This window comes from Corallococcus sp. NCSPR001 (assembly GCF_017309135.1).
Taxonomy (GTDB): Bacteria; Myxococcota; Myxococcia; order Myxococcales; family Myxococcaceae; genus Corallococcus.
The window spans coordinates 7,894,906-7,914,078 of sequence record NZ_JAFIMS010000002.1 but is presented as its reverse complement, the minus strand read 5'-3'; the positions used below and the strand labels follow the sequence as shown (position 1 = coordinate 7,914,078).

Here is a 19,173-nt window from a genome sequence, read left to right as displayed (position 1 = left end):
GCGGGGGACAGCAAACCTCGCGCCAGCATCCATCGCTTCAGGATCGCGGTCGTAGGGCCGCAGGTGTGCTCGGAGAGACACGGTTCGAAGGGCTCGGCTCCGGGCCCATGCCTTCGAGGACTCTCAGAAGATGCCTTGTCCCGGTGTGAGGACGCGGTCCGGGTCGTAGCGCCGCTTCGCGTGCTCGAACCGCTCCCAGGCGGGGTGGAAGTGGCGGCGCCAGTCTGCGGGGCTCAGGGGCACGGCATCCACGGGATAGATCTTCCCTCCGATGGCCGTGAGCCGGTCGAAGATGGCGCGGTTCTTCCGCAGGAGGGATGCGACGTTCTCCGGCGTCGGTGGAATGGCGGTGCGCAGCAGCGAGAAGAGGAAGACGTGTCTGTCGTTGGGCGTGCGCAGGAAGGGCGTGGTCAGCTCCGAGGCGCGGAAGGGGTAGAGGAGGATGGGCCCCTGCCCCATGTCGGCCTCGGTGGTCTGTGAGAGGACCTCCTGGACGAAGGATTCGGCGGACCGGGCGGGGACGAACATGTCCAGCCACGGATGGGGGAAGCCCCAGACGCCGAGCTGCTTGAGCAGTTCGACCAGCGGCGCGAGCCGGTTGACGAAGTCGAAGTAGCTGCCGTCGCTCACCTGGAGCGTTCCCGGCTGGAAGCCCAGGCCCGCGAGCAGTCGTGCATCGTTCGGCTCCGAGCCTGGCGTGAAGTACTTCACCACCTCGAGCTGATACGCCCGGCCCCCGTTGGAGGCGACGACGGAGCCCTCGACGTAGTCGAAGCGACCGTCCTCGATGAGCCGCCGCTGGTCCTCCATGAAGCGGTGGAGGTCGTTGTACAGCGCGAGGTATGTCCGAGCGCGAGGCGGCACTTCGACGAGCCGCACCCTCGCTCGCACGATGATGCCGAACTGGCCCAGGCCCGAGCGCACCGCGTCGAACAGAGGCCGCTCACGCCAGCGCGAGCACCGTACGAGCTCGCCCCGGCCCGTGACGACATCCATCTCCAGGACATTGTCCACCTGGAGGCCCCAGCGGAACGCCTGCCCGCCGATACCCCCCGCGGACAGCGTCCCACCGACGCTCAACTCGATGTAGTCGGTCAGCACCGGAGGGCTCTTGCCGTGGGGGAGCGCGGCCTGGAGCAGCTCGTGCCACCGGACGCCCGCATCCACCCAGGCGCTGTCCTCGCCAAGCTCGTGGACGGTCGACAGCGTGGACATGTCGATGACGATGCCCGCCGCCACCTGGGACTGGCCGAAGGTGCTGTGGCTCTCCCCGAGGCCCCGAGCGGCGGCGATCTTCAGGTCCTGGCGTCGCGCGAAGCGGACCATGGCCACGATGTCCTGCACCGAGCCGGGAACGAGCACCGCCCACGGCGTGCGGTGGACGATGTGACCGAAGTCCTCCGTGGCCGCGGTCCGCGACGCTGAGTCCATCAGCAACTCGCCATCGAGTGGCGGCAGGGGGACCGCGCCAGCCTCCAGCGTGGAGGCCCAGCTCCGGTTCATGGGATTGAATGCCACTGCGACCAACGCACCTTGGAGCAACGCCCTCCGGGAGACGGTTCGACTCGACATTCACTCCTCCTGTTATGTCGGAGATTTCTATCCCGAGGTCGCCTGCTCCAACAATTGCCCTCGGCTCCTGGGTTCTCCGCGGATGGGGCTGCCATCCACTCCGTGGCGGCACGGTGTTCTGCTATGAAGTCCGAGCAGTCGATTGGAGGGGGTTGGATTCTTGAGACGGGTTGCGAGCTATGTGTGGGTGTTTTTCGTTGCAGCTGGGTGCATGCATACGCCTCCGGGGTACCAGGCGAACGGAGTGACCCTGACAACGAGGGAGGAGGCCGTGGCTTCCGGCTTCAAGCCGTGGAAGCTGTCGGTGGCCTTCGGTGACAAGCAGGATGGTACCCAGTTGCTGCTCGACTTCATGAAGCGCGCGGAAGCCGCAGGCGGGCGTTACGTCAGCGACGTGCACATCGTGCTGGCGAGTGACCAGGATGGGGAGCCGGTGGAGTGCCGGACAGAGATCGTGCCGGAGTCTTCAGTGGAGACGGGCCGAACGCTTCAAAGTACGCCGGGGCGTACCGAGATGCGGCATCACATGGTTCCGGTCACAAAGACTGTCTTTGAGAGCCAGTATCAATGCCGGTCCGTCTCGGAGCCGCGCACTGTCTCGGAGACCTACTACGAGAGTCACTATGACGCGTCCTCGAAGACGACCCGCTCCGTGCCGCGCACGCGAATGGTGACGCGCTTCGAGCACCGTCAGAAATGCAGTCACGTGCCCATGACGCGCACCGTGACGCGCTTTGAGTATCAGTTCCGCAGCGAGTTCATCCCGCCACGCCTGGAATGGGTGTCGCGGTATTCCACCCGGTGGAACCTGAAGGAGACGCCGCCTACGTGCGCGCCCCAGTCGCCACGGACGGGTGAGTCGCCTTCAATGCCACACCGGGTCGAAGGTGAGGTGTACGGGTGCTCGCTCGATCAATCCAATGAGGGTGGGGATTCGGAGAGTCGGGCCTTGAAGCTCCGCAGGCAGTATCGCCAGAGTGCGATGGCGAAGGGCCTGATGCCCGCGAGCTGCCAGGAACTGGCGCTCCAGGTGCCGCCGGACACCGAAGCGCCCTGAGTCCAGGATTCGCAGGCGGCGACATGCACGACATGGTCCGCGATGCGGCCCGAGCGGGTGTCGGCGCCGCACGCCTCCCGATTTCACTCGTCTCACCCGAAAGAGACGCGCGTGAGCTGTTCCGACTCGCGCCACAGGCGCTGGGCAGTCGCCTCGTCTTGGGCGCGCGGCGGCACCTTCGAGGGCGCCGGGGAGCCACGCATCTCGCTCAGCTTGTCTGGCCCATAGTAGCCGCCCCCCTTCGCGTCGGGAGAAGTCGCGGCATAGAGCGTCGGCAGTGCGCCCTGAGAAGCGGGCTGGAACACAAACCATAAGAGCGAGCGGGCGATGCCCACGGCACTCCAGCGGCCCGGGGCATTGTGCAGGAGGTCGGTGCGCGAAATGCCCGGATGGGCGGCGACGCTGGTGATTCCCCACTGATTCGCTTCGGCCCGGCGCTGCAGCTCGAAGGCGAACAGCAGGCACGCAAGCTTCGATTGTCCATAGGCCTTCATCGGAGCGTAGCCGCGCTGCGACTGCAGGTCGTCGAAGTCCATTGTCGCGGCTCTCGCGGCGACGCTCGACAAGGTGACGACGCGCGCATCCACCCCCTTGCGCAGCAGCGGCAGCAGGTGTGCCGTCAGCGCGAAGTGGCCGAGGTAGTTGGTGCCGAGCTGCAGCTCGAAGCCATCGGCCGTCTGTTCGCGCCCTGGCGGCGTCATCACCGCGGCATTGTTGATGAGCAGGTCGAGCTTGTCCGTCTGGCTCCGCAGCCGCGCGGCGAAGTCCGCCACCGAAGCAAGGCTCGCGAGATCGACCTGCTCGAACCTCACGCTCGCGGTCGGTACCTCGGTGAGCACCTTCGTGACGGCGTCGGCGCCTTTGCGCGGGTTTCGTCCGGCGATGATGACCTCGCCCCCTGCTCGCGCCAGCGCGAGCGCGTCTTCGAGCCCGAGTCCTCCGGTGCCGGTGATGACGGCGAGACGGCCGTGCTGCGAAGGAATGTCGGTTGTCTTCCAGTTCATGGCTGGAAGGTAGCGGCCATCCCGTGGGCGAAAAACGGGCATGCATCCAGACACACTGTCTGGAAGATTGTGACAATGGGCATCGACCTGGACTCACTGAAGATCTTCACCCGTGTCGCGGAGCTGCGGAGCTTCACCGAGGCCGCGCGTCAGCTGGGCATTCCCAAGGCGCGTGCGTCGGCGAGGGTCTTGGGCCTGGAGGCCGAATTGGGAACGCAGCTCCTCCATCGCTCGACCCGTGTCGTTCGGCTCACGCCCGAGGGCGAGCTGCTGCTCAAGCGCGTCCCTGCGTTTCTCGCGGAGGCAGACGAAATCGGGTCGCTCTTTCAAGCCGGTCGCGTGCTGCGCGGGCGGGTGCGCATGGAACTGCCGGTCGTCGTCGCGCTCAAGTTCGTCATCCCCCGGCTTCCGGAGCTCCTGGCCAGGCACCCGCAGCTCCAGGTGGAGATCTGCGCGAGCGACCGGATCGCCGCGGCGCTGCGTGAAGGCTTCGACCTCGTGCTGCGCATCGGCGCTGTCGCCGAACCGGGCCTGGTGGGCCGGCGCATCGGTGAATCCACGATGATGAACTGCGCGAGCCCTTCGTACCTGCGCCAGTACGGAACGCCGCGCGCTCTGGAGGAGCTGCGCTCCCACCTGGTGGTCCATTACGCGGCGGATCCCGTCCCCAACTTCGAATACCGCGATGGCGAGACGTATCGGCAGCTGCCGATGCGGAGCGTGATCACGGTCGACAACTTCGAAGCGTATGAGGCGGCCTGCGTCGCGGGGCTCGGCCTCGCGCAGCTTCCCCGTCATGGCCTGGAGCGACATGACGGCAAGCTCGTCGAGATTCTTCCGGAGCTCGTCGCGCGGTCCGTCCCCATCGCGCTCCTGCACACGCACGGACGCTCGGTGCCGCGCCGCGTGCGGGTGGTGATGAACTGGCTGATGGGCGTGCTCGCCCCCATCAGCGGTGAGCTCGTGCCGCGGTGAACGAAGGTCCGGACGTGCACGGCGGCCGAACCCTCATCCCAGGTTCGGCCTTCAATGCGTCGAACCCGTGTTTGCCTTGCCATCTCCTGGGTGGCCGCGCTCAACGGGAGATGACCCGCGCACGCGACAGCGTGTGCCAGACCCGAGAGGGCTCACGCCAGCAACTCCCTCACCTTCACGGCGTAGCGGCGGCTCAGGGTGAGGCCCCGCACGTGGAGACGCCAGGTGTCGTTCGCCTCTCTCGCCAGGCGCTCCACGTGCTCGAAGTCGACGACGGTGGAGCGGTGCACTCGCCGGGATGGAACGCGCGGTGGAGGCGTGCTTCGTCGCCCGACTTCACCCCCTCCGTGTAATCAGCGACGACCGCGCGGATGGCCGCCACGTCGTCGTTGGGGGTGGCCTGCGAGCGGTGGTTCGCGCCACTCTCGTCCTCCATCGGCGTGCTTGGCGTACTCTTCAGCGAGTGGCGGCGAGGCTCGGTGAGCGGTGGCGCGGCGCCGCCTCCCGCATGAGGGTTCGACAACACCCTCCAAACCTGATGGCTCGCCTTATTGGCGAGCTGTCGCGACTTCGCGGGCGAGTGCGACGAACGCAGTGTGAGCGGCCGAGGCGTTGCGCCGGCCTGGGTAGTAGAGGCAGAGCCGAGCGAGCTCCGGTGTCCAGTCCTCGAGCACGCGAACGAGGCGTCCCGCTTCGATGTCATCTCGCACGTCCGGCTCCATGAAGAAGCCGAGTCCGATGCCCTCCAGGACGGCCATCCGCGAGAGGCTGGCCTCGTCCAGCGTGATGGGACCCGTCACATCGATCAGGGCCGTCTGCCCCCGCTTCCGGAGCTCCCACCGGAAGATGCTGCCGTTCGGCAAGCGGACCCGAACACACCGATGACGGAAAAGGTCCGGCGGGACGCGCGGCCGACCGTGCTTCTTCAGGTACGCCGGCGAAGCGACGATGGCATGGCGTTGGGGCTCTCCAAGCGGAATGGCGATCATGTCGGTGGGCACGAGGTTCGCCATCCGCACGCCAAAGTCGAACCCCTCGGCGACGACGTCGACCAGCCGGCCTTCGGTCACGACGTCGACATGCACGTCCGGATAGCGGCGGAGGTACTCCAGCACCAGTGGCGCGAGGAACTCGCGCGCCGCCGTCGCGAAGGTGTTGATGCGCAGCATGCCGGACGGCTTTGCCTGCTGGGAGCGAGCAGCGTCCATCGCGTTGCGGATGTCCTCGAGTCCCGGAGCGACCTGTTCAACGAACGCTCTGCCGGCGTCGGTCAGCGAGACGCTGCGCGTCGTGCGGTTGAAGAGGCGGACGCCAAGATGTGCTTCAAGCTTCGCGATCGCGCTGCTCAGCGCCGTCGTCGACATCCCGAGCTCAAGGGCTGCGCCGCGAAACGAGCTCCTGCGCGCGACGGCGAGGACGGCATCGAGATCATTCAGTCCGGGTCGATACATCGATAGTCCTGAGAATCGGGATGTCGCATCCTACTTTGTCCCTGTTGAGCGGGCAATCGTGCGGGCTTACATCTTGACCCATGAAACTGCACCCATCGATTCAAGCCTATTTCAACGCGGACAGCGTCACGCCGCTCGACGCCTTCGCGCCCGATGCCATTGTCGAGGATGAGGGACATCGGCATGTCGGGCACGCGGCCATCGACGAATGGTGGCGTGATTCCCAGGCGAAGTATCAGGCCGTCGCGCAGCCACTCGAGGTGACTGTGAAGGACGGGGCCTGCGCGGTTCGCGCGAAAGTGAGCGGCTCGTTTCCCGGCAGTCCCATCACGCTCACCTTTGCGTTCCGGATGAAGGACGAGCGGATCGCGGCGTTGAGCATCGGCGCGTGAGCCGTGATGCCCATTTCAAACCTGTGGAAGGAGATGACGTAATGAGAGAGCTAGAGGGTAGACGCGCGCTCGTGACGGGCGGAACGAAGGGCATCGGCAAGGCGGTGGTCGCATGGCTGCGCGCGGCCGGCGCGACGGTGCTGACGACCGCGCGGGAGGGAACGGGCGAGGGCTTCATCGCCGCCGATGTCGCCACGGCCGAGGGCTGCGCGCGCGTCGCGAAGGCCGCTGGCGCAGTGGACATCCTGGTCCACGTCGTGGGCGGAACGTCGGCGCCGGCGGGGGGCTTCTCCGTCCTCGACGACGACGCGTGGCAGAAGACGCTCGACCTGAACCTGCTGGCGGCGGTGCGGCTCGACCGGGCACTGGTCCCCGGAATGCGCGAGCGCCGGACCGGCGCGGTCGTGCACGTGACGTCGATCCAGCGACAGCTCCCGCTGCACGAGGCGACGACCGCGTACGCCTCGGCCAAAGCCGCACTCTCGAACTACAGCAAGGCCCTCTCGAAGGAGGTCGCGCCGCATGGCGTCCGCGTGAATCGCGTGTCGCCGGGTTGGGTCGAGACCGAGGCTTCCGTCGGGTTCATGAGCGAGATCGCGGCGAAGAACGGCACCGACGAGGCGGGCGCGAAGGAGATCGTGATGCGCTCGCTCGGCGGGATTCCGCTCGGGCGCCCCGCGCGTCCGGCCGAGGTCGCCGAGCTGATCGGGTTTCTCGTCTCGGACCGCGCGAGCGCGATCACCGGGGCGGAGTACGTGATCGACGGCGGGACGGTGCCCGTCAGCTAGGCCCTCTCTGATGGATGCAGGTGGCGGAGGTAGGAGAAGACAAGCGCCACCTGCACCGGGGCTTCGAGCCTGTTTCTCATACCCCAGGTCGAGCGAGCCATCGCCAATCACGCTTCGCCAGGCCGTCGTAGGCCATCAGCCCCTGGCGCCAGAACTCGCGGAAGGCGCCCGCGGCCCACCCCTGCCGGAAGCGTTGGCAGGCGGAGGCCCAATGGCACAGGCCCGTCGCCGTCAACGCGCCCCGCTGCATCCCCGTGCGCAGCACCCGGAGGATCCCAGCGGGTGCTCCGGCCGGGCCGGCAGCAGCGGTTCGATGCGTCGCCACAACTCTTCCGGCACCCGCCAGCCGTCGTCCTTGGGAAGCTGGTGATGCAGGGCGTTTGACAGAACCTACTTCGCGGCACGCTGACGATGCTTCTCGCGCGCCGCGAGCACCTTGGGCGTGTTCGTCGCGATCCACCGGCCGAGCGCGTCGAGGTGCTCCGCGAGCCCGCTGCCCAATGGCGTCAGTGAGTAATCCACGCGCGGAGGCACCTCCCCGTAGTCACGCCGCGCGACGAAGCCGTCCTCCTCCAGTGTGCGGAGCGTCAGGGCGAGCATGCGCTCGCTGACGCCGCCCACGCGGCGCCGCAGCTCGGCGTAGCGGTAGGTGCGCTCGGCGAGCGCGAGCATGATGAGCATGCCCCACTTGGACACGACATGGTCGAGCACGTCCCGCCCGGGGCAGTCGGGCGCGTAGGACTCTCTGAGAAGATCGCCGAGCTTCGCCATCCCTGAGGCACTAACATAGATGTGCGTACTTCCAAAAAGAGAGTGCGCGGTGTTACGGGTCGGGCATGGCGAAGCTCCTCATCATCGGTGGCAGCGGTCGGACGGGCCTGCACCTCCTCGAACAGGCCGCGCAGCGCGGACACACGGTCCGTGCGCTCGTGCGCAAGCCCGACGCCGTGAAGGCCCCACCCGGCGTCGAGATGGTGAAGGGCACGCCGGAGAAGCTCGAGGACCTGCGCGAAGCGATGAAGGGGACCGAGGCGGTCATCGTCGCCCACAACAACTCGCGCGCGTCCGACAACCCCTGGGCGAAGCAGATCAACTCGCCGAGTTTCATGACGGACACGGCGCGAAACATCCTCGCCGTGATGGACGAGCAGCACGTGAAGCGCGTCGTCTTCCTCTCTGCGATCGGCGTCGGTGACTCGTGGCCGACCGTCTCGTGGTTGTTCCGGGCGTTCATCAAGCTGAGCAACATCAAGATCGGCTATGCCGACCACGATGGCGTCGACGCGCTCGTGCGCAAGAGCGACACCGACTGGACGCTGGTGCGCGCCGTCGGCCTGAACGACAAACCCGCAGGCGCGCTCGGCCCGCTGCACACCACCGAGGTCGGGGGTTCGAAGCCCGGAACGCTGAACGTGACGCGCGCGGAAGTGGCGACCTTCTGCCTCGACTGCGTCGACAAGAACGAGTGGGTCCACCGCGCGCCCATCATCTGGAACGGCAAGAAGTGAGCGCGGCGTTCGTCCATGGCCGGCTGTTCGCCGTGCTGCTCGTGGGCCATGAGCGCGCGCAGCGTGAAGGAGACCGCGATGGAAGCTGAGACCGAGACCCAGGAAGCCCCGAAGCCGGAGGCGTCCTCCGAGCTGAAGCCCGTCGGGCCCGTGGCCAGGCCGCGGTTCGTCGTACTCACCACCGACGACGCCGCCGTGGGCGTCTGCAACCTCGACGGAGAATGCTCATGACCAGGCCGCTCACCATCGACGTGTGGAGCGATGTGATGTGCCCGTTCTGCTACATGGGCGACGCACTCCTCGCGAAGGCGCTGGACACGTTCCCGCACAAGGAGCAGGTCGAGGTCCGCTACCGCAGCTACCAACTCATGCCGGGACTGCCGACGGACAGCGATATGAACGCGACCGAGATCCTCGTGAGGGCGAAGGGCATCCCGCGCGCGCAGGCCATCGCGATGAACAAGCAGGTCGAGGCGCGCGCCGCCGAGGTGGGGCTCGAGTACCACCTCGACCAGGCGCTCGTCGTGAACACGCGCTCGGCGCAGCGGCTCTCGCAGTTCGCGCTGGCCGAGGGCAAGCAGCACGCCTTCATGCAGCGGCTCTTCCGCGCCTACTTCACGGAGGGCAAGAACGTCGGCAAGTACGACGTGCTCGCCGACCTCGCCGCCGAGGTCGGACTCGACAGGATGCGCGCGCTCGAAGTGTTGGAGAGCGGCGGCTTCGACTCCGAGGTCGCCGCCGACCAGAGCCAGGCGAACGCGATCGGCATCCAGGGCGTCCCGTTCTTCGTCCTCGACGGGAAGTACGCGGTCGCTGGCGCGCAGCCCGTCGAGGCGTTCCGCAAGGCGCTCGACACGGCGTGGGGCGCGGACCGCGGATAGCCGCTCTTAGTACTACTTGATCAGATGCGTGACGGTCCTCGAGGAGGAGCGCGAGCGCCGAGTCTGCGGAGGCACAGCGGACAATGGCCGAGGCGGCGCAGCAGCAGATGCTGAAGCCGCCGACGCACCTGGGGAAGGGTCCAGGGAATCCTCCTCCGGGGGAAAAAGCGCTCGACGGAGCGCGAGGAAGCCATGGGCCACCATGCAGAGGGTGGCGTGGTGGTGAAAGCCTCTCCAGGTGCGGCCCTCGAAATGGTCCAGGCCGACTTCGCCCTTCATCTCCTGGTAGTCGCGCTCGACGCGCCAGCGCAGCTTCGCCAGGGTGACGAGGCGTTTGAGGGGCGTGTCTTCCGGCAGAGACGAGAGGTAGTACTTCGTTGGCGCGGCCTCGCCCGGCGGCCACTCACACAGGAGCCACTCGGGAGCGCCGGGCGCCTTGCGCACGACATGGCCTTCAGCGACCTGGATTCGCACTGCGGCGAAAGTGGAGGACTGCGTGCCGCGGCTGCCCTCGCGCCAGCTGATGCGGCGGTACTCCTCCTCGGGTAACTGGCGCGCCAACTCTTCAATCGTCCAGGGCTGCACGCCGCTGTCGTCGACGAAGCGAGTCCGGGGGCGTCCGTACGCGCCAGCCTTCTTCACGGGCAGGTGCGGCGTCGCCCCCGGAGGCCACACCTTGTGCTGCCCCGGCACGGCGACGAGGTAGGGCAGCCCGCGTGCCGTGAGTCCTTCGCGAAACTCCCGGCAATTGCCATACCCCGCATCCGCCAGGACGACGTGCTTGCGCACGCCCCACTCCAACGCGTCATCCAACTGCGACAGCGCCAATTCCCATTTGCGCGAGGCGCCTACCGCCTCGGGGACTCCGGCCGCCTTGCGTCGGTCCTTCTCCGTCACCCACTCCTCGGGCAGGTACAGCTGCATGCCGATACACCCGCTGCCACGAGCCCCAGCCAAATGCAGGCTGACGGCCACCTGGCAGTTGTCCGTGCGCCCCAGCGTCCCCGAGTACTGACGGGCGACTCCCACCGAGTGCTTCCCCTTCTTCGGGAAGCCCGTGTCGTCCACCACAAGGGCTTCCACCTCCGGCAGCCGCTCTTCCAGCTTCCGCGCCAGTCGCTCCCTCAGCGCCTCGTCGCTCCACGTCCCTTGCGAGACGCACTGCTGCAGTCGCTGGCGCATTGCCTCGACATCCCTGGCGTCCTCTACCAGCCGGGCCGCCATCGGCTCGATGCTCTTGCGCTCCCCATCCAGCAGTAGGCCCGTGACATAGGCCTCCATGGCGCGCCGCCTCTCCAGTCGCCCCATGCCGGCGACCATCTCTTCGAGATAGGCGCTCAGCGACTCATCCAACTTCTTGAGCTGCGCGGGTGTCATCCCGGCCGTAGATCACACGGGCCCCCTGGATTCAAGTGACCGGGTAGTATTAGAACCTGTTTCGGTAGGGGAGAAGGACGACGTCAACCGGTTCCAATCGCTCCTACCGAAGTGGGTTCTTGCGCACGAAGGCCCGCGACATTCATCGCGACGCCCGCTTCACAAGATGACCTGCCGGAGAGTCGGCACGGACAGGGTGAGAGCGTTGGTGCGGTTGCACCGAATGGGGACGGGGCGCTCGAAGTGGCCCTGCTGTCGGGCATGGAGGCTCGCGTGTCTGGCTCCGACCTGGGGGGCGTGCGACAGTGCCCATCCTCTTTGGACGATGGGCCTGATGAACAAACTCTCCGTAGCCATTGCTGGAACGATGCTGGTGCTGGCCGCTTGCAAGACGACGAGTCCTGCACCCGCCCGCGATATCCCCACGGCAATGAACCAGGCCGCGACGACCCTGCTGCAGTCACGACTGCTGCACGCAACGTCGATCGCAGTGGTCTATCGGGGCGAGGAGTTCATCCTGCATCGGGGTGAGCTGGAGACCGGCAAGTCCAATCCGCCCGATGATTCGACCCTCTATGAGATAGGGTCGGTCAGCAAGACCTTCGTCGGCCTGCTGTTGGCAAACGCTGTCCTCGAAGGCAAGGCGACCCTGGACGACCCGATACAAAAGTATCTGCCGTCCGCGTATCCGAACCTTCAGTCAGGCGGCGAGCCGATCCGTCTGCGCCATCTGATCACACACACCAGCGGCATGCCGGGGATGTTGCCACTGCAAGTGAATGAGGTGTTGAGCGACTTCACTGCGCATGCCACCCCGGCAAAGCTCAATGCCGCCTATGCGGACTACGGGCAGCCGAGGTTCTGGCAGGACCTGCACACCGTCAGCATCAAGGGCCCGCTCGGCAAGGACTATGCTTACTCGAGCGCCGGCACCGAGTTGGTCGCGCACACCCTCGAGAAGATCCACGGGGCTCCCTACGAGTCGTTGCTCGCGGAGTTCCTGGCGCGGGAAGCCGGTATGCACGACACGTGGCTGCGCCTGCGTGCCCAGGACGCCCACCGCCTGGCTCCTGGCTACCACAGCGACAACCCGGTCGGCACCACGCCGATGCCACTCCTGCCCTGGGGCGCGGCGGGAGCCTTGAAGGCGACGATGCCGGAGATGGTGAAGTACTTGCGCTTGCAGTTGAGCAACCATCCCGCGGTGACAGAGTCACACAAGCCGCTGGTGCGCTTCGCGGAGGACTTCCGCATTGGCTATTTCTGGAACATCGGCCAGAGCAGCCAGTTGGGCACCCACTACGTGCATCACGGCGGCGTGCCTCGCGCGCAATGCTATCTCTACCTCGTGCCGAAGTATCAGTTGGGGGTGTTCATCATCACCAACCAGAGCGGCGATGCGACCGCCGACGCCATGGAACGCGCGCTGGCGCCCCTCTTCGACAGGGTCGAATCGATGCAGGGTCGCTAGCACGGCGAACAACAGGATGAAGTCGCGCCATCGTCCACGAACCAGAGTAGGTTCCGCCTCCCTGTTCGTTGGAGTTCCGTCGATGCCCCAAGCCACACCGCGCTCGTCACTTCTGGACGTGCGTCCCAGCGTCTTCCTGCTCGCCGGAGCGTTCGTCACCGGCATGTTCCTCTTTGTCCAGGGCGGCTGCGGGCGTGACGAGTGCCAGGACGCCACCGACTGCCGTGAATACAAGGGACCGCCGGCGTCGAATACGGAGTGGGTCTGCGAGGACAAGCGCTGTGAGCCGCATTCCGTCCAGGTGCCGCCCCCGGATTCTGGCACGGACGCGGGGACGCCCGACGCGGGGAGACCCGACGCGGGGACTCCCGACTCGGGTCCCACCACGGTGAGCGTGCAGGTGCTCGCGTTCAATGACTTCCACGGGCAGCTCGAGGAGCCCGCGGGCCAGATCCTGACGGGCGTGGCCCCCGACGGTGGAGCGGTGCGGGTGAAGGCGGGCGGCGTGACGTACTTCGCCCGGCACATCGCGGCCCTGCGGGCCGCCAATCCGAACACGGTGGTGGTCGCGGCGGGAGACCTCATTGGCGCCTCCCCGCTGCTGTCGGGGCTGTTCCACGACGAGCCCACCATCGAGGCGATGAACCTGATTGGCCTGGACCTGGTCGCGGTGGGCAACCACGAGTTCGACGAGGGCAGCACGGAGCTGTTGCGCATGCAGTGGGGCGGCTGCCACCCGGTGGATGGCTGCCTGGACGGGGATGGCTTCCCGGGCGCGAAGTTCAAGTTCCTGGCGGCCAACGTGGCCACGGGCGTGGACCGCACGCTGTTCCCCCGCTACGACGTGCGCGAGTTCGAGGGCGTGAAGGTGGCCTTCATCGGCATGACGTTGGAGAACACGCCGGAAAGCGTCATCCCCACGGGCGTGGCGGGGCTCACCTTCAAGGACGAAGTGCAGACGGTGAACGCGCTGGTGCCGGAGCTGCGGCGGCAGGGCATCGAAGCCATCATCGTGGTGGTGCACCAGGGCGGAATTCCGGCCTCGGGCTCGCTGGTGAACGACTGCAAGGGCGCGGGTGCGGACGGCCTCATCTCAGGTGCCATCGTGGGCGTGGCCAAGGGCCTCAACGACGCGGTGGATGTCATCGTCAGCGGCCACACGCATCAGGCCTACAACTGCGTCATCGATGGCAAGATCGTCACGAGCGCCTCGTCGATGGGGCAGCTCGTCACGGACATCGACCTGACGTTGAGCAAGGCGACGGGCGACGTCGTGGAGGCGCGAGCGAACAACGTCATCGTCACTCGCGACGTGCAGGAGGTCGGCGCGGTGAAGGAGTTGGTGACGAAGTATCAGGAGCTCGTCACGCCGAGGGCCAACCGGGTCATCGGCTGGGTGTCGCAGACGCTCAGGACACAGTCGGACTCCGTGGGCCAGTCCACCCTGGGCTTCGTCATCGCGGACTCGCATCTGGAGGCGACGAAGCCCGCGAACCTGGGTGGGGCGCAGGTGGCCTTCATGAACCCGGGCGGCATGCGCGCGGACATCTCCCAGGGCGAGGTCACCTACGGCGAGGCCTTCACCACGCAGCCGTTCGGCAACAGCCTGGTCACCCTGACGCTGACGGGCGCGCAAATCGAGCAACTGCTGGAGTGGCAGTGGCGGCCGTCGGGAGCCACCCTCATGCTGCTTCCGTCGGCGGGCTTCACCTATGCGTTCAGCGCGTCGGCGCCCGTCGGAAGCCGCGTCGACCCGGCGTCCATCCGGATCAACGGCGTGACGGTGGACCCGGCGGCGAACTACCGCGTCACCGCGAACAACTACCTCGCGAGTGGGAGTGATGGCTTCCAGGTGTTCGCCGAGGGGACGAACCGGCTGGGTGGCGCCGTGGACAACGACGCGCTGGAGGCATACCTGAAGGCACACAGCAGCCAGGCGAGCCCCTTGCCCGCCCCCGCGCTCAATCGCATCACCCGACTGCCCTGAAGTTGCCCCGGTTCAGCAGAGCGTTCCGCGCTTTCGCCCTCAAGCGGCAGCGCGGTGCTTCTTGTCGTAACCGGCGGGTGACTCGTAGTCGAGTGCGGAGCGTCGCCGCAGCGGCTTGTACCAGCCATCGGGGCCCTGTACCGCTTCACAGCTCCGGCCTTGAACTCCGGGCGGAAACTACGCCGCTGCTGCCTCTACTTCTTCTCGCTCTCCGACATCGAACACCCTTCCATCACATCGTGGGTGTCCACGGAAGCGCGGAACGCTCACTCGCGGTTGCGCTCGAGGAGTGGGGGCTCATCAAAGAGTACCGCATCGTCATTCATCCCATCATCAGTGGCTGTGGACCGACGTTGTTTCAGGGTCTGTCGAGTGTGCGGCATCTCGAGTTCCTAGCGACGCAGCGGTTCAAGTCCGGCGTGCAGGCGCTCCACTTCCGTCGCAAAGCGGGATGAGCATGGGAGGACCCGAGCGCTTCATTCCCGCGCGGCGGCGTGAAAACCAGGGACGGAGCGCCTCCGCGCTCGGCGCGATTGACACGGCCGTACCGATGGGTACATTCCACGCGTACTGAACGGTACGCAGCTCCCCATTGCCCTGAACTCATTCGAAGCGCCAGAACGCGTGTGACTGACCGTAACCGCGTCGGCGTACGAAGGACGCCCGTGAAGCGCAACCTGAGCCCCGCAGGCGACCGCGTCTGGAACGCCGCACGCGATCTCTTCTCCCAACAAGGCATCCGCTCGGTCGGCGTGGCCGAGATCGCCGAGCGCTCGGGCGTCGCCAAGCCGAACATCTACCGCAACTTCCAGTCCAAGGATGGGCTCGTCCTCGCCTACCTCCGAGCCCACGCGGACGGAGAGCGCGCCTTGTTCGACGCCGCCGCGGCGGCCGCGCCTGACGATCCTCGTGCGCAGCTCCGGTTCGTGGCGAACGCGGTGGCGAGGCTAATCGGCTTGCCGGACTACCAGGGTTGCCCGCTCGTCAACGCGGCGATCGAGTTCCGGGGCACGGATCACCCGATTAACGTCGCCGTGCGGCGGCACAAAGGCCGCTTCCTCGCGCAGCTCGAGGCCTTGGCGACGAGGGCGCAAGCGCGCGCGCCTGAAGATCTAGCGCTTGCGCTGCTGATGCTGTTTGACGGCGCGAGCACCATCGCATGCGTGGTGGACCGGGGCCGCGCGTCCCAGATGGTGCACGACGGCGTGGACGCACTCCTCGAGCGCTACGCGCCTGCCGTCCCGAGGATTGCGCGCGGTCGCGGGGCCAGCTCCAGAACACGCTGATACGACTGTTTGGCAAACCAAGAACGCGAGATGACAACGATGAAGACCGTCCAGTACAGGAGCCTCGGTGGCTACGAGGTCATCGAGATCGCCGACCGTGAGGTGCGCGCGCCCGGCCCCGGAGAAGTCCGTATTACGGTCAAGGCCGCCGCCGTCAATCCAACCGACATCCTGATGCGCGAGCGCGCCTACAACACGCTTCCACTGCCGTGGATCCCCGGCATGGACGCCGCAGGGGTTGTCGAGTCTGTAGGCGCCGGCGTCACGCGCGTGCGTGTCGGCGACCAGGTCATGGCGGTTGTCATGCCGGGTCGCCCCGACGGAGGCGCGCAGTCGGCGCAAATCGTCGTCCCGGAGGCGTCCGTCCTGGCCATTCCCGAGGGCGTGTCGGTCGCGGAAGCGTCAACGCTGCCGATGAACGGCCTCACCGCGACGCTGGGTCTCGAAATCTCGGGACTCACGAAGGGACAGACCCTCGCCGTCAGCGGAGGCGCGGGGCTGCTCGCGCACTACACAATTGCCGTCGCCAAACACCTGGGCCTCAAGGTCATCGCAGACGCGAAGCCGTCGGAGTTCGATCTCGTGCGCAGCTACGGCGCCGATTTCGTGGTCGAGCGCGGCCCCGGCTTCTGCGCGGCCATCCGTAAGCAATTCCCGTCCGGTGTCGACGGCCTCTTCGACACGGCCCTGCTCCTCAGGGCATCCTTTCCGGCCATCCGCGACGGGGGCGTCTACATTCCGGTCCGAGGCTGGGACGACACGCCGACGGAGCGAGGGATCCGCATCCTTCCGGTGATTGTCGGCCAGGCGATCGAGCGAACGGACATGCTGAGGGTCCTGCGCGGTCTCGTCGAGAGCGGCAAGATCAAGTTGCGCGTCACGCGGGAATACGCGCCCGAAGAAGTCGCCGAGGCCCAGCGCGCCCTGATGGCCGGCGGCCTACGAGGCCGACCTGTCATCGTGTTCTGAGTCTGCCACGGAGGCGTTGCGTCAGCGCCGTGAAGACTCGCGAACACTGCTGGAGACCAACAGCAACTGCCCTCTCTGCCAACGTGAGCGAGACAGTCCGTACCCATCAGTTTAGTGTGCAGGGCGCCCCAGGCAGGGACGATGAATCCGGTGGCGGAAGAAGCTCGGGTCCGGGAGACCGAGGTGGTGAAGAAGGCCAGGCGACGAGGCTTCACGTCGGAGTACAAGCTGCGGGTGGTGGCGGAGGCAGAGCGCTGCACGGAGCCCGGCGAAGTCGGGGCGCTCTTGCGCCGCGAAGGGCTGTACTCCTCGCTGTTGAGCGCGTGGCGGCGCCAGCGCGATGCAGGGGGAGCTGTCGGCTGGCAGCCCGAAGAAGCGCGGCCCGCCGGCGAAGGTGCCCGACGCGAGCTCCCGGCGCGTCGCCGAGTTGGAGAAGCAATTGGCCCAGACCCAGGTGCGCCTCAAGCGCGCCGAGGCCCTGCAGGCCGTCGATGCATTGGGCGTTTCCGCGGTGTGCCAGGCCCTGGGCCTATCGCGCGCCACCTTCTACCGGCAGGCTCGGCCGAGGCATGGGCCGGTGCTCAAGCCCCGCCCACCGCGAGCCCTCCCGCCCGAGCAGCGGGCCGAGGTCCTCGCGCTGCTGCATGCGCCGAGGTTCCAGGATGCGGCGCCCGCTGAAGTCTACGCGCAGCTACTCGACGAGGGGCGCTACCACTGCTCCGAGCGCACCCTGTACCGGGTGCTCGCCGAGAACCACGAGGTTCGCGAGCGCCACAACCAGCTGCGCCACCCCAACCACCCGGTGCCCCAACTGCACGCAACCCGACCCAATGAACTCTGGAGTTGGGACATCACGAAGCTGCACGGCCCGGCGAAGTGGACGTACTTCTACCTCTACGCAGTGCTGGACGTCTTCAGCCGCTACGTCGTCGGCTGGATGGTGGCGCATCGTGAGTCGGCCGCCCTGGCCCAGAAGCTGCTGGCGACCACCTGCGAGCGCCAGGGCGTGGCGCGCGGCCAGTTGACGATTCACGCCGACCGAGGCTCCTCGATGACGTCCAAGCCGGTGGCCCTGCTGATGGCGGACCTGGGCGTGACGAAGACGCACTCCAGGCCCCAGGTCTCCAACGACAACTCCTTCAGCGAGGCCCACTTCAAGACGCTGAAGTACCGGCCGGACTTCCCTCCGCGTTTCGGCTGTCGTGAGGACGCCCGCGGCTTCTGCGGCGACTTCTTCGGCTGGTACAACCAGGAGCACCACCACGCGGGACTCGGCCTGCTCACGCCCCACGCCGTGCACCACGGCCTGGCCGCCAGGCGCATCGCGGCTCGAGCCGCCGTGCTCTCCGCCGCTCACCCCGAGCGCTTCCCTCGCGGCCCACCCAAGCCGCAGACGCTTCCGAACGCCGTCTGGATCAACGAACCCGCCCGGTTGGCCAGCTCACAGGAGGCTGCGCGGCAATCTCGCGAACTCGCTGTCTCACTCACTTTGACAGGTTCCGGTGTTCGGCCACTATCTCAGGAAAGGCAATTGTCCGATGTAGTCCATCTTCCCGATCCGAACACCTTTGTGGCGAAGGATCGCGTATGCCGTTACCATATGAAAGTAAAAATTCGGGACCCCGTGCTGGTAGAAATAATCTTTTCCGAGAAAAGCTCCAGCCCACCCCGAGGGAGCGACTATTCTGTCTTCCCAGCCGGAGAAATCGCTTTCTTTCATCGATGTGACGTATTCGATTGTCTTTTCGATGAGAACTTTGAGTTCCGGGATCGTTTCCTCAGTATTTGCAAAGACCGGGGCCTGTTTGCCGGTCAAGACTGAGGTGGCGAGCTTCGCCGTATCACACGCCATCTGAACCTGGCTCGTTAGTGGCAACATATCTGGTGAAAGGCGGGCGTTCAGAAGAACTTCTGGCTCAAATCCATTCGCCTCAGCATGCTTTTGCGCTTTATCCAAAAGTCTGGAAAGGGTGTGGAGCATTTTGGTGAATTGCGTGATCTGTGCGTACATTGTAAAGGTCCTTTGCTATTTAGATTGGCCCAAACAGCTCATTAGACGTGAAGGGTGACGCTCTCGTCGATGGGGACTTTCTCGATCCGGTAATCGCTGCCGACGGCCGTTTTGTCCACGTAGCCGAACGATACGCCGAACAGCATTTTGTGTGAGGCATCAATCTTTAGCGCCTCACGCGCCGTATCGGCGTAAAAGCCGAGCATCGTCTGGGGAATGCTGCCAAGGCCATGGGCGGTCAGCGAGAGCAGGAAGGTTTGCGCCCACATTCCAACGTCTGCCGCCGTACGCACGCAGTCGCCGACTTCTGGCATGAAAAGCAAGGCCGCATGAGGCGCGCCGAAGAAATCGAGGTTGCGCAAGGTGGCGATCCGGCGCTGGTCGCGATCCTCCCGCGCAATGCCGAGCGCCTGATAATTCGTCACGCTTCGCGCCGGAGACGAT

General features: G+C 66.4%; 19 protein-coding genes and 2 pseudogenes. 13 read left to right on the top strand and 8 right to left on the bottom strand.

Annotated elements, in window-relative coordinates; all coding sequences use genetic code 11:
- Positions 1 to 123 precede the first annotated feature (123 nt).
- Positions 124 to 1,503: an FAD-binding protein gene (locus JYJ93_RS33675; RefSeq protein ID WP_242544016.1), complete on the bottom strand. Its 1,380-nt coding sequence runs from the start codon at positions 1,501 to 1,503 to the stop codon at positions 124 to 126.
- A gap of 340 nt (positions 1,504 to 1,843) precedes the next feature.
- On the opposite strand from JYJ93_RS33675, the gene JYJ93_RS33670 reads away from it, so the two are divergent.
- Positions 1,844 to 2,629: a hypothetical protein gene (locus JYJ93_RS33670; protein ID WP_206798622.1), complete on the top strand. Its 786-nt coding sequence runs from the start codon at positions 1,844 to 1,846 to the stop codon at positions 2,627 to 2,629.
- 92 nt (positions 2,630 to 2,721) lie between these two features.
- Here the strand turns inward: JYJ93_RS33670 and JYJ93_RS33665 are convergent, their stop codons facing one another.
- On the bottom strand, positions 2,722 to 3,675 hold the full coding sequence (locus JYJ93_RS33665; protein ID WP_242544015.1) for an SDR family oxidoreductase: 954 nt from the start codon (positions 3,673 to 3,675) through the stop codon (positions 2,722 to 2,724).
- Between the two features lie 33 nt (positions 3,676 to 3,708).
- Between JYJ93_RS33665 and JYJ93_RS33660 the strand changes: the two genes are divergently transcribed.
- Positions 3,709 to 4,608, top strand: a complete 900-nt coding sequence (locus JYJ93_RS33660; protein ID WP_206798621.1) for a LysR family transcriptional regulator — start codon at positions 3,709 to 3,711, stop codon at positions 4,606 to 4,608.
- A 152-nt stretch (positions 4,609 to 4,760) separates the two neighbouring features.
- Here the strand turns inward: JYJ93_RS33660 and JYJ93_RS40350 are convergent, their stop codons facing one another.
- Positions 4,761 to 4,898, bottom strand: a complete 138-nt coding sequence (locus JYJ93_RS40350) for a LytTR family transcriptional regulator DNA-binding domain-containing protein (protein WP_269013094.1) — start codon at positions 4,896 to 4,898, stop codon at positions 4,761 to 4,763.
- A gap of 258 nt (positions 4,899 to 5,156) precedes the next feature.
- On the bottom strand, positions 5,157 to 6,059 hold the full coding sequence (locus JYJ93_RS33650; RefSeq protein ID WP_206798619.1) for a LysR family transcriptional regulator: 903 nt from the start codon (positions 6,057 to 6,059) through the stop codon (positions 5,157 to 5,159).
- 80 nt (positions 6,060 to 6,139) lie between these two features.
- Here JYJ93_RS33650 and JYJ93_RS33645 point away from each other — a divergent pair, with 80 nt between their 5' ends.
- Both JYJ93_RS33645 and JYJ93_RS33640 read left to right on the top strand, forming a co-directional pair.
- Entirely contained in the window at positions 6,140 to 6,451 is a 312-nt protein-coding gene (locus JYJ93_RS33645) for a nuclear transport factor 2 family protein (protein ID WP_206798618.1), read from the top strand.
- A 41-nt stretch (positions 6,452 to 6,492) separates the two neighbouring features.
- Positions 6,493 to 7,239 (top strand): SDR family oxidoreductase, encoded by a 747-nt coding sequence (locus JYJ93_RS33640; RefSeq protein WP_206798617.1) that lies wholly within the window; start codon positions 6,493 to 6,495, stop codon positions 7,237 to 7,239.
- A gap of 91 nt (positions 7,240 to 7,330) precedes the next feature.
- On the opposite strand, the pseudogene JYJ93_RS40890 reads toward JYJ93_RS33640, so the two are convergent.
- A pseudogene (locus JYJ93_RS40890) lies at positions 7,331 to 7,578 on the bottom strand (IS5/IS1182 family transposase); the annotation flags it as partial.
- 51 nt (positions 7,579 to 7,629) lie between these two features.
- Positions 7,630 to 7,950, bottom strand: a complete 321-nt coding sequence (locus tag JYJ93_RS33635; RefSeq protein WP_269013096.1) for a helix-turn-helix domain-containing protein — start codon at positions 7,948 to 7,950, stop codon at positions 7,630 to 7,632.
- Between the two features lie 125 nt (positions 7,951 to 8,075).
- Between JYJ93_RS33635 and JYJ93_RS33630 the strand changes: the two genes are divergently transcribed.
- The 3 genes from JYJ93_RS33630 (at position 8,076) to JYJ93_RS33620 (ending at position 9,628) form a co-directional block, all read left to right on the top strand.
- Entirely contained in the window at positions 8,076 to 8,747 is a 672-nt protein-coding gene (locus JYJ93_RS33630; RefSeq protein WP_206798615.1) for an NAD(P)-binding oxidoreductase, read from the top strand.
- 78 nt (positions 8,748 to 8,825) lie between these two features.
- Positions 8,826 to 8,978, top strand: a complete 153-nt coding sequence (locus tag JYJ93_RS33625; RefSeq protein WP_206798614.1) for a hypothetical protein — start codon at positions 8,826 to 8,828, stop codon at positions 8,976 to 8,978.
- Positions 8,975 to 9,628, top strand: coding sequence for a DsbA family oxidoreductase (locus JYJ93_RS33620; protein WP_206798613.1), 654 nt, complete (start codon positions 8,975 to 8,977; stop codon positions 9,626 to 9,628). Before JYJ93_RS33625 ends, JYJ93_RS33620 begins: the two co-directional genes overlap by 4 nt.
- 12 nt (positions 9,629 to 9,640) lie before the next feature.
- Here JYJ93_RS33620 and JYJ93_RS33615 read toward each other — a convergent pair whose 3' ends face one another.
- Positions 9,641 to 11,005: an IS701 family transposase gene (locus JYJ93_RS33615; protein ID WP_206788059.1), complete on the bottom strand. Its 1,365-nt coding sequence runs from the start codon at positions 11,003 to 11,005 to the stop codon at positions 9,641 to 9,643.
- Positions 11,006 to 11,339: 334 nt separating this feature from the next.
- On the opposite strand from JYJ93_RS33615, the gene JYJ93_RS33610 reads away from it, so the two are divergent.
- The 6 genes and pseudogenes from JYJ93_RS33610 to JYJ93_RS33585 form a co-directional block, all read left to right on the top strand.
- Positions 11,340 to 12,476 carry a serine hydrolase domain-containing protein gene (locus tag JYJ93_RS33610; RefSeq protein WP_206798612.1) on the top strand — a complete coding sequence of 379 codons (1,137 nt, stop codon included), beginning with the start codon at positions 11,340 to 11,342 and terminating at the stop codon, positions 12,474 to 12,476.
- An 82-nt stretch (positions 12,477 to 12,558) separates the two neighbouring features.
- Positions 12,559 to 14,463, top strand: coding sequence for a bifunctional metallophosphatase/5'-nucleotidase (locus JYJ93_RS33605; RefSeq protein WP_206798611.1), 1,905 nt, complete (start codon positions 12,559 to 12,561; stop codon positions 14,461 to 14,463).
- Positions 14,464 to 14,540: 77 nt separating this feature from the next.
- Positions 14,541 to 14,918 carry a dihydrofolate reductase family protein gene (locus JYJ93_RS40345; RefSeq protein ID WP_347402710.1) on the top strand — a complete coding sequence of 126 codons (378 nt, stop codon included), beginning with the start codon at positions 14,541 to 14,543 and terminating at the stop codon, positions 14,916 to 14,918.
- 210 nt (positions 14,919 to 15,128) lie between these two features.
- The gene (locus JYJ93_RS33595; RefSeq protein WP_206798610.1) at positions 15,129 to 15,749 is read left to right on the top strand and encodes a TetR/AcrR family transcriptional regulator; all 621 of its coding nucleotides are present in this window, start codon (positions 15,129 to 15,131) and stop codon (positions 15,747 to 15,749) included.
- Between the two features lie 39 nt (positions 15,750 to 15,788).
- On the top strand, positions 15,789 to 16,718 hold the full coding sequence (locus JYJ93_RS33590; RefSeq protein WP_206798609.1) for an NADP-dependent oxidoreductase: 930 nt from the start codon (positions 15,789 to 15,791) through the stop codon (positions 16,716 to 16,718).
- Between the two features lie 141 nt (positions 16,719 to 16,859).
- Positions 16,860 to 18,180 (top strand): annotated as a pseudogene (locus JYJ93_RS33585) (IS3 family transposase); the annotation flags it as partial.
- A gap of 590 nt (positions 18,181 to 18,770) precedes the next feature.
- Here JYJ93_RS33585 and JYJ93_RS40340 read toward each other — a convergent pair.
- Positions 18,771 to 19,154 carry a nitroreductase family protein gene (locus tag JYJ93_RS40340; protein ID WP_242544013.1) on the bottom strand — a complete coding sequence of 128 codons (384 nt, stop codon included), beginning with the start codon at positions 19,152 to 19,154 and terminating at the stop codon, positions 18,771 to 18,773.
- Between the last annotated feature and the right edge of the window lie 19 nt (positions 19,155 to 19,173).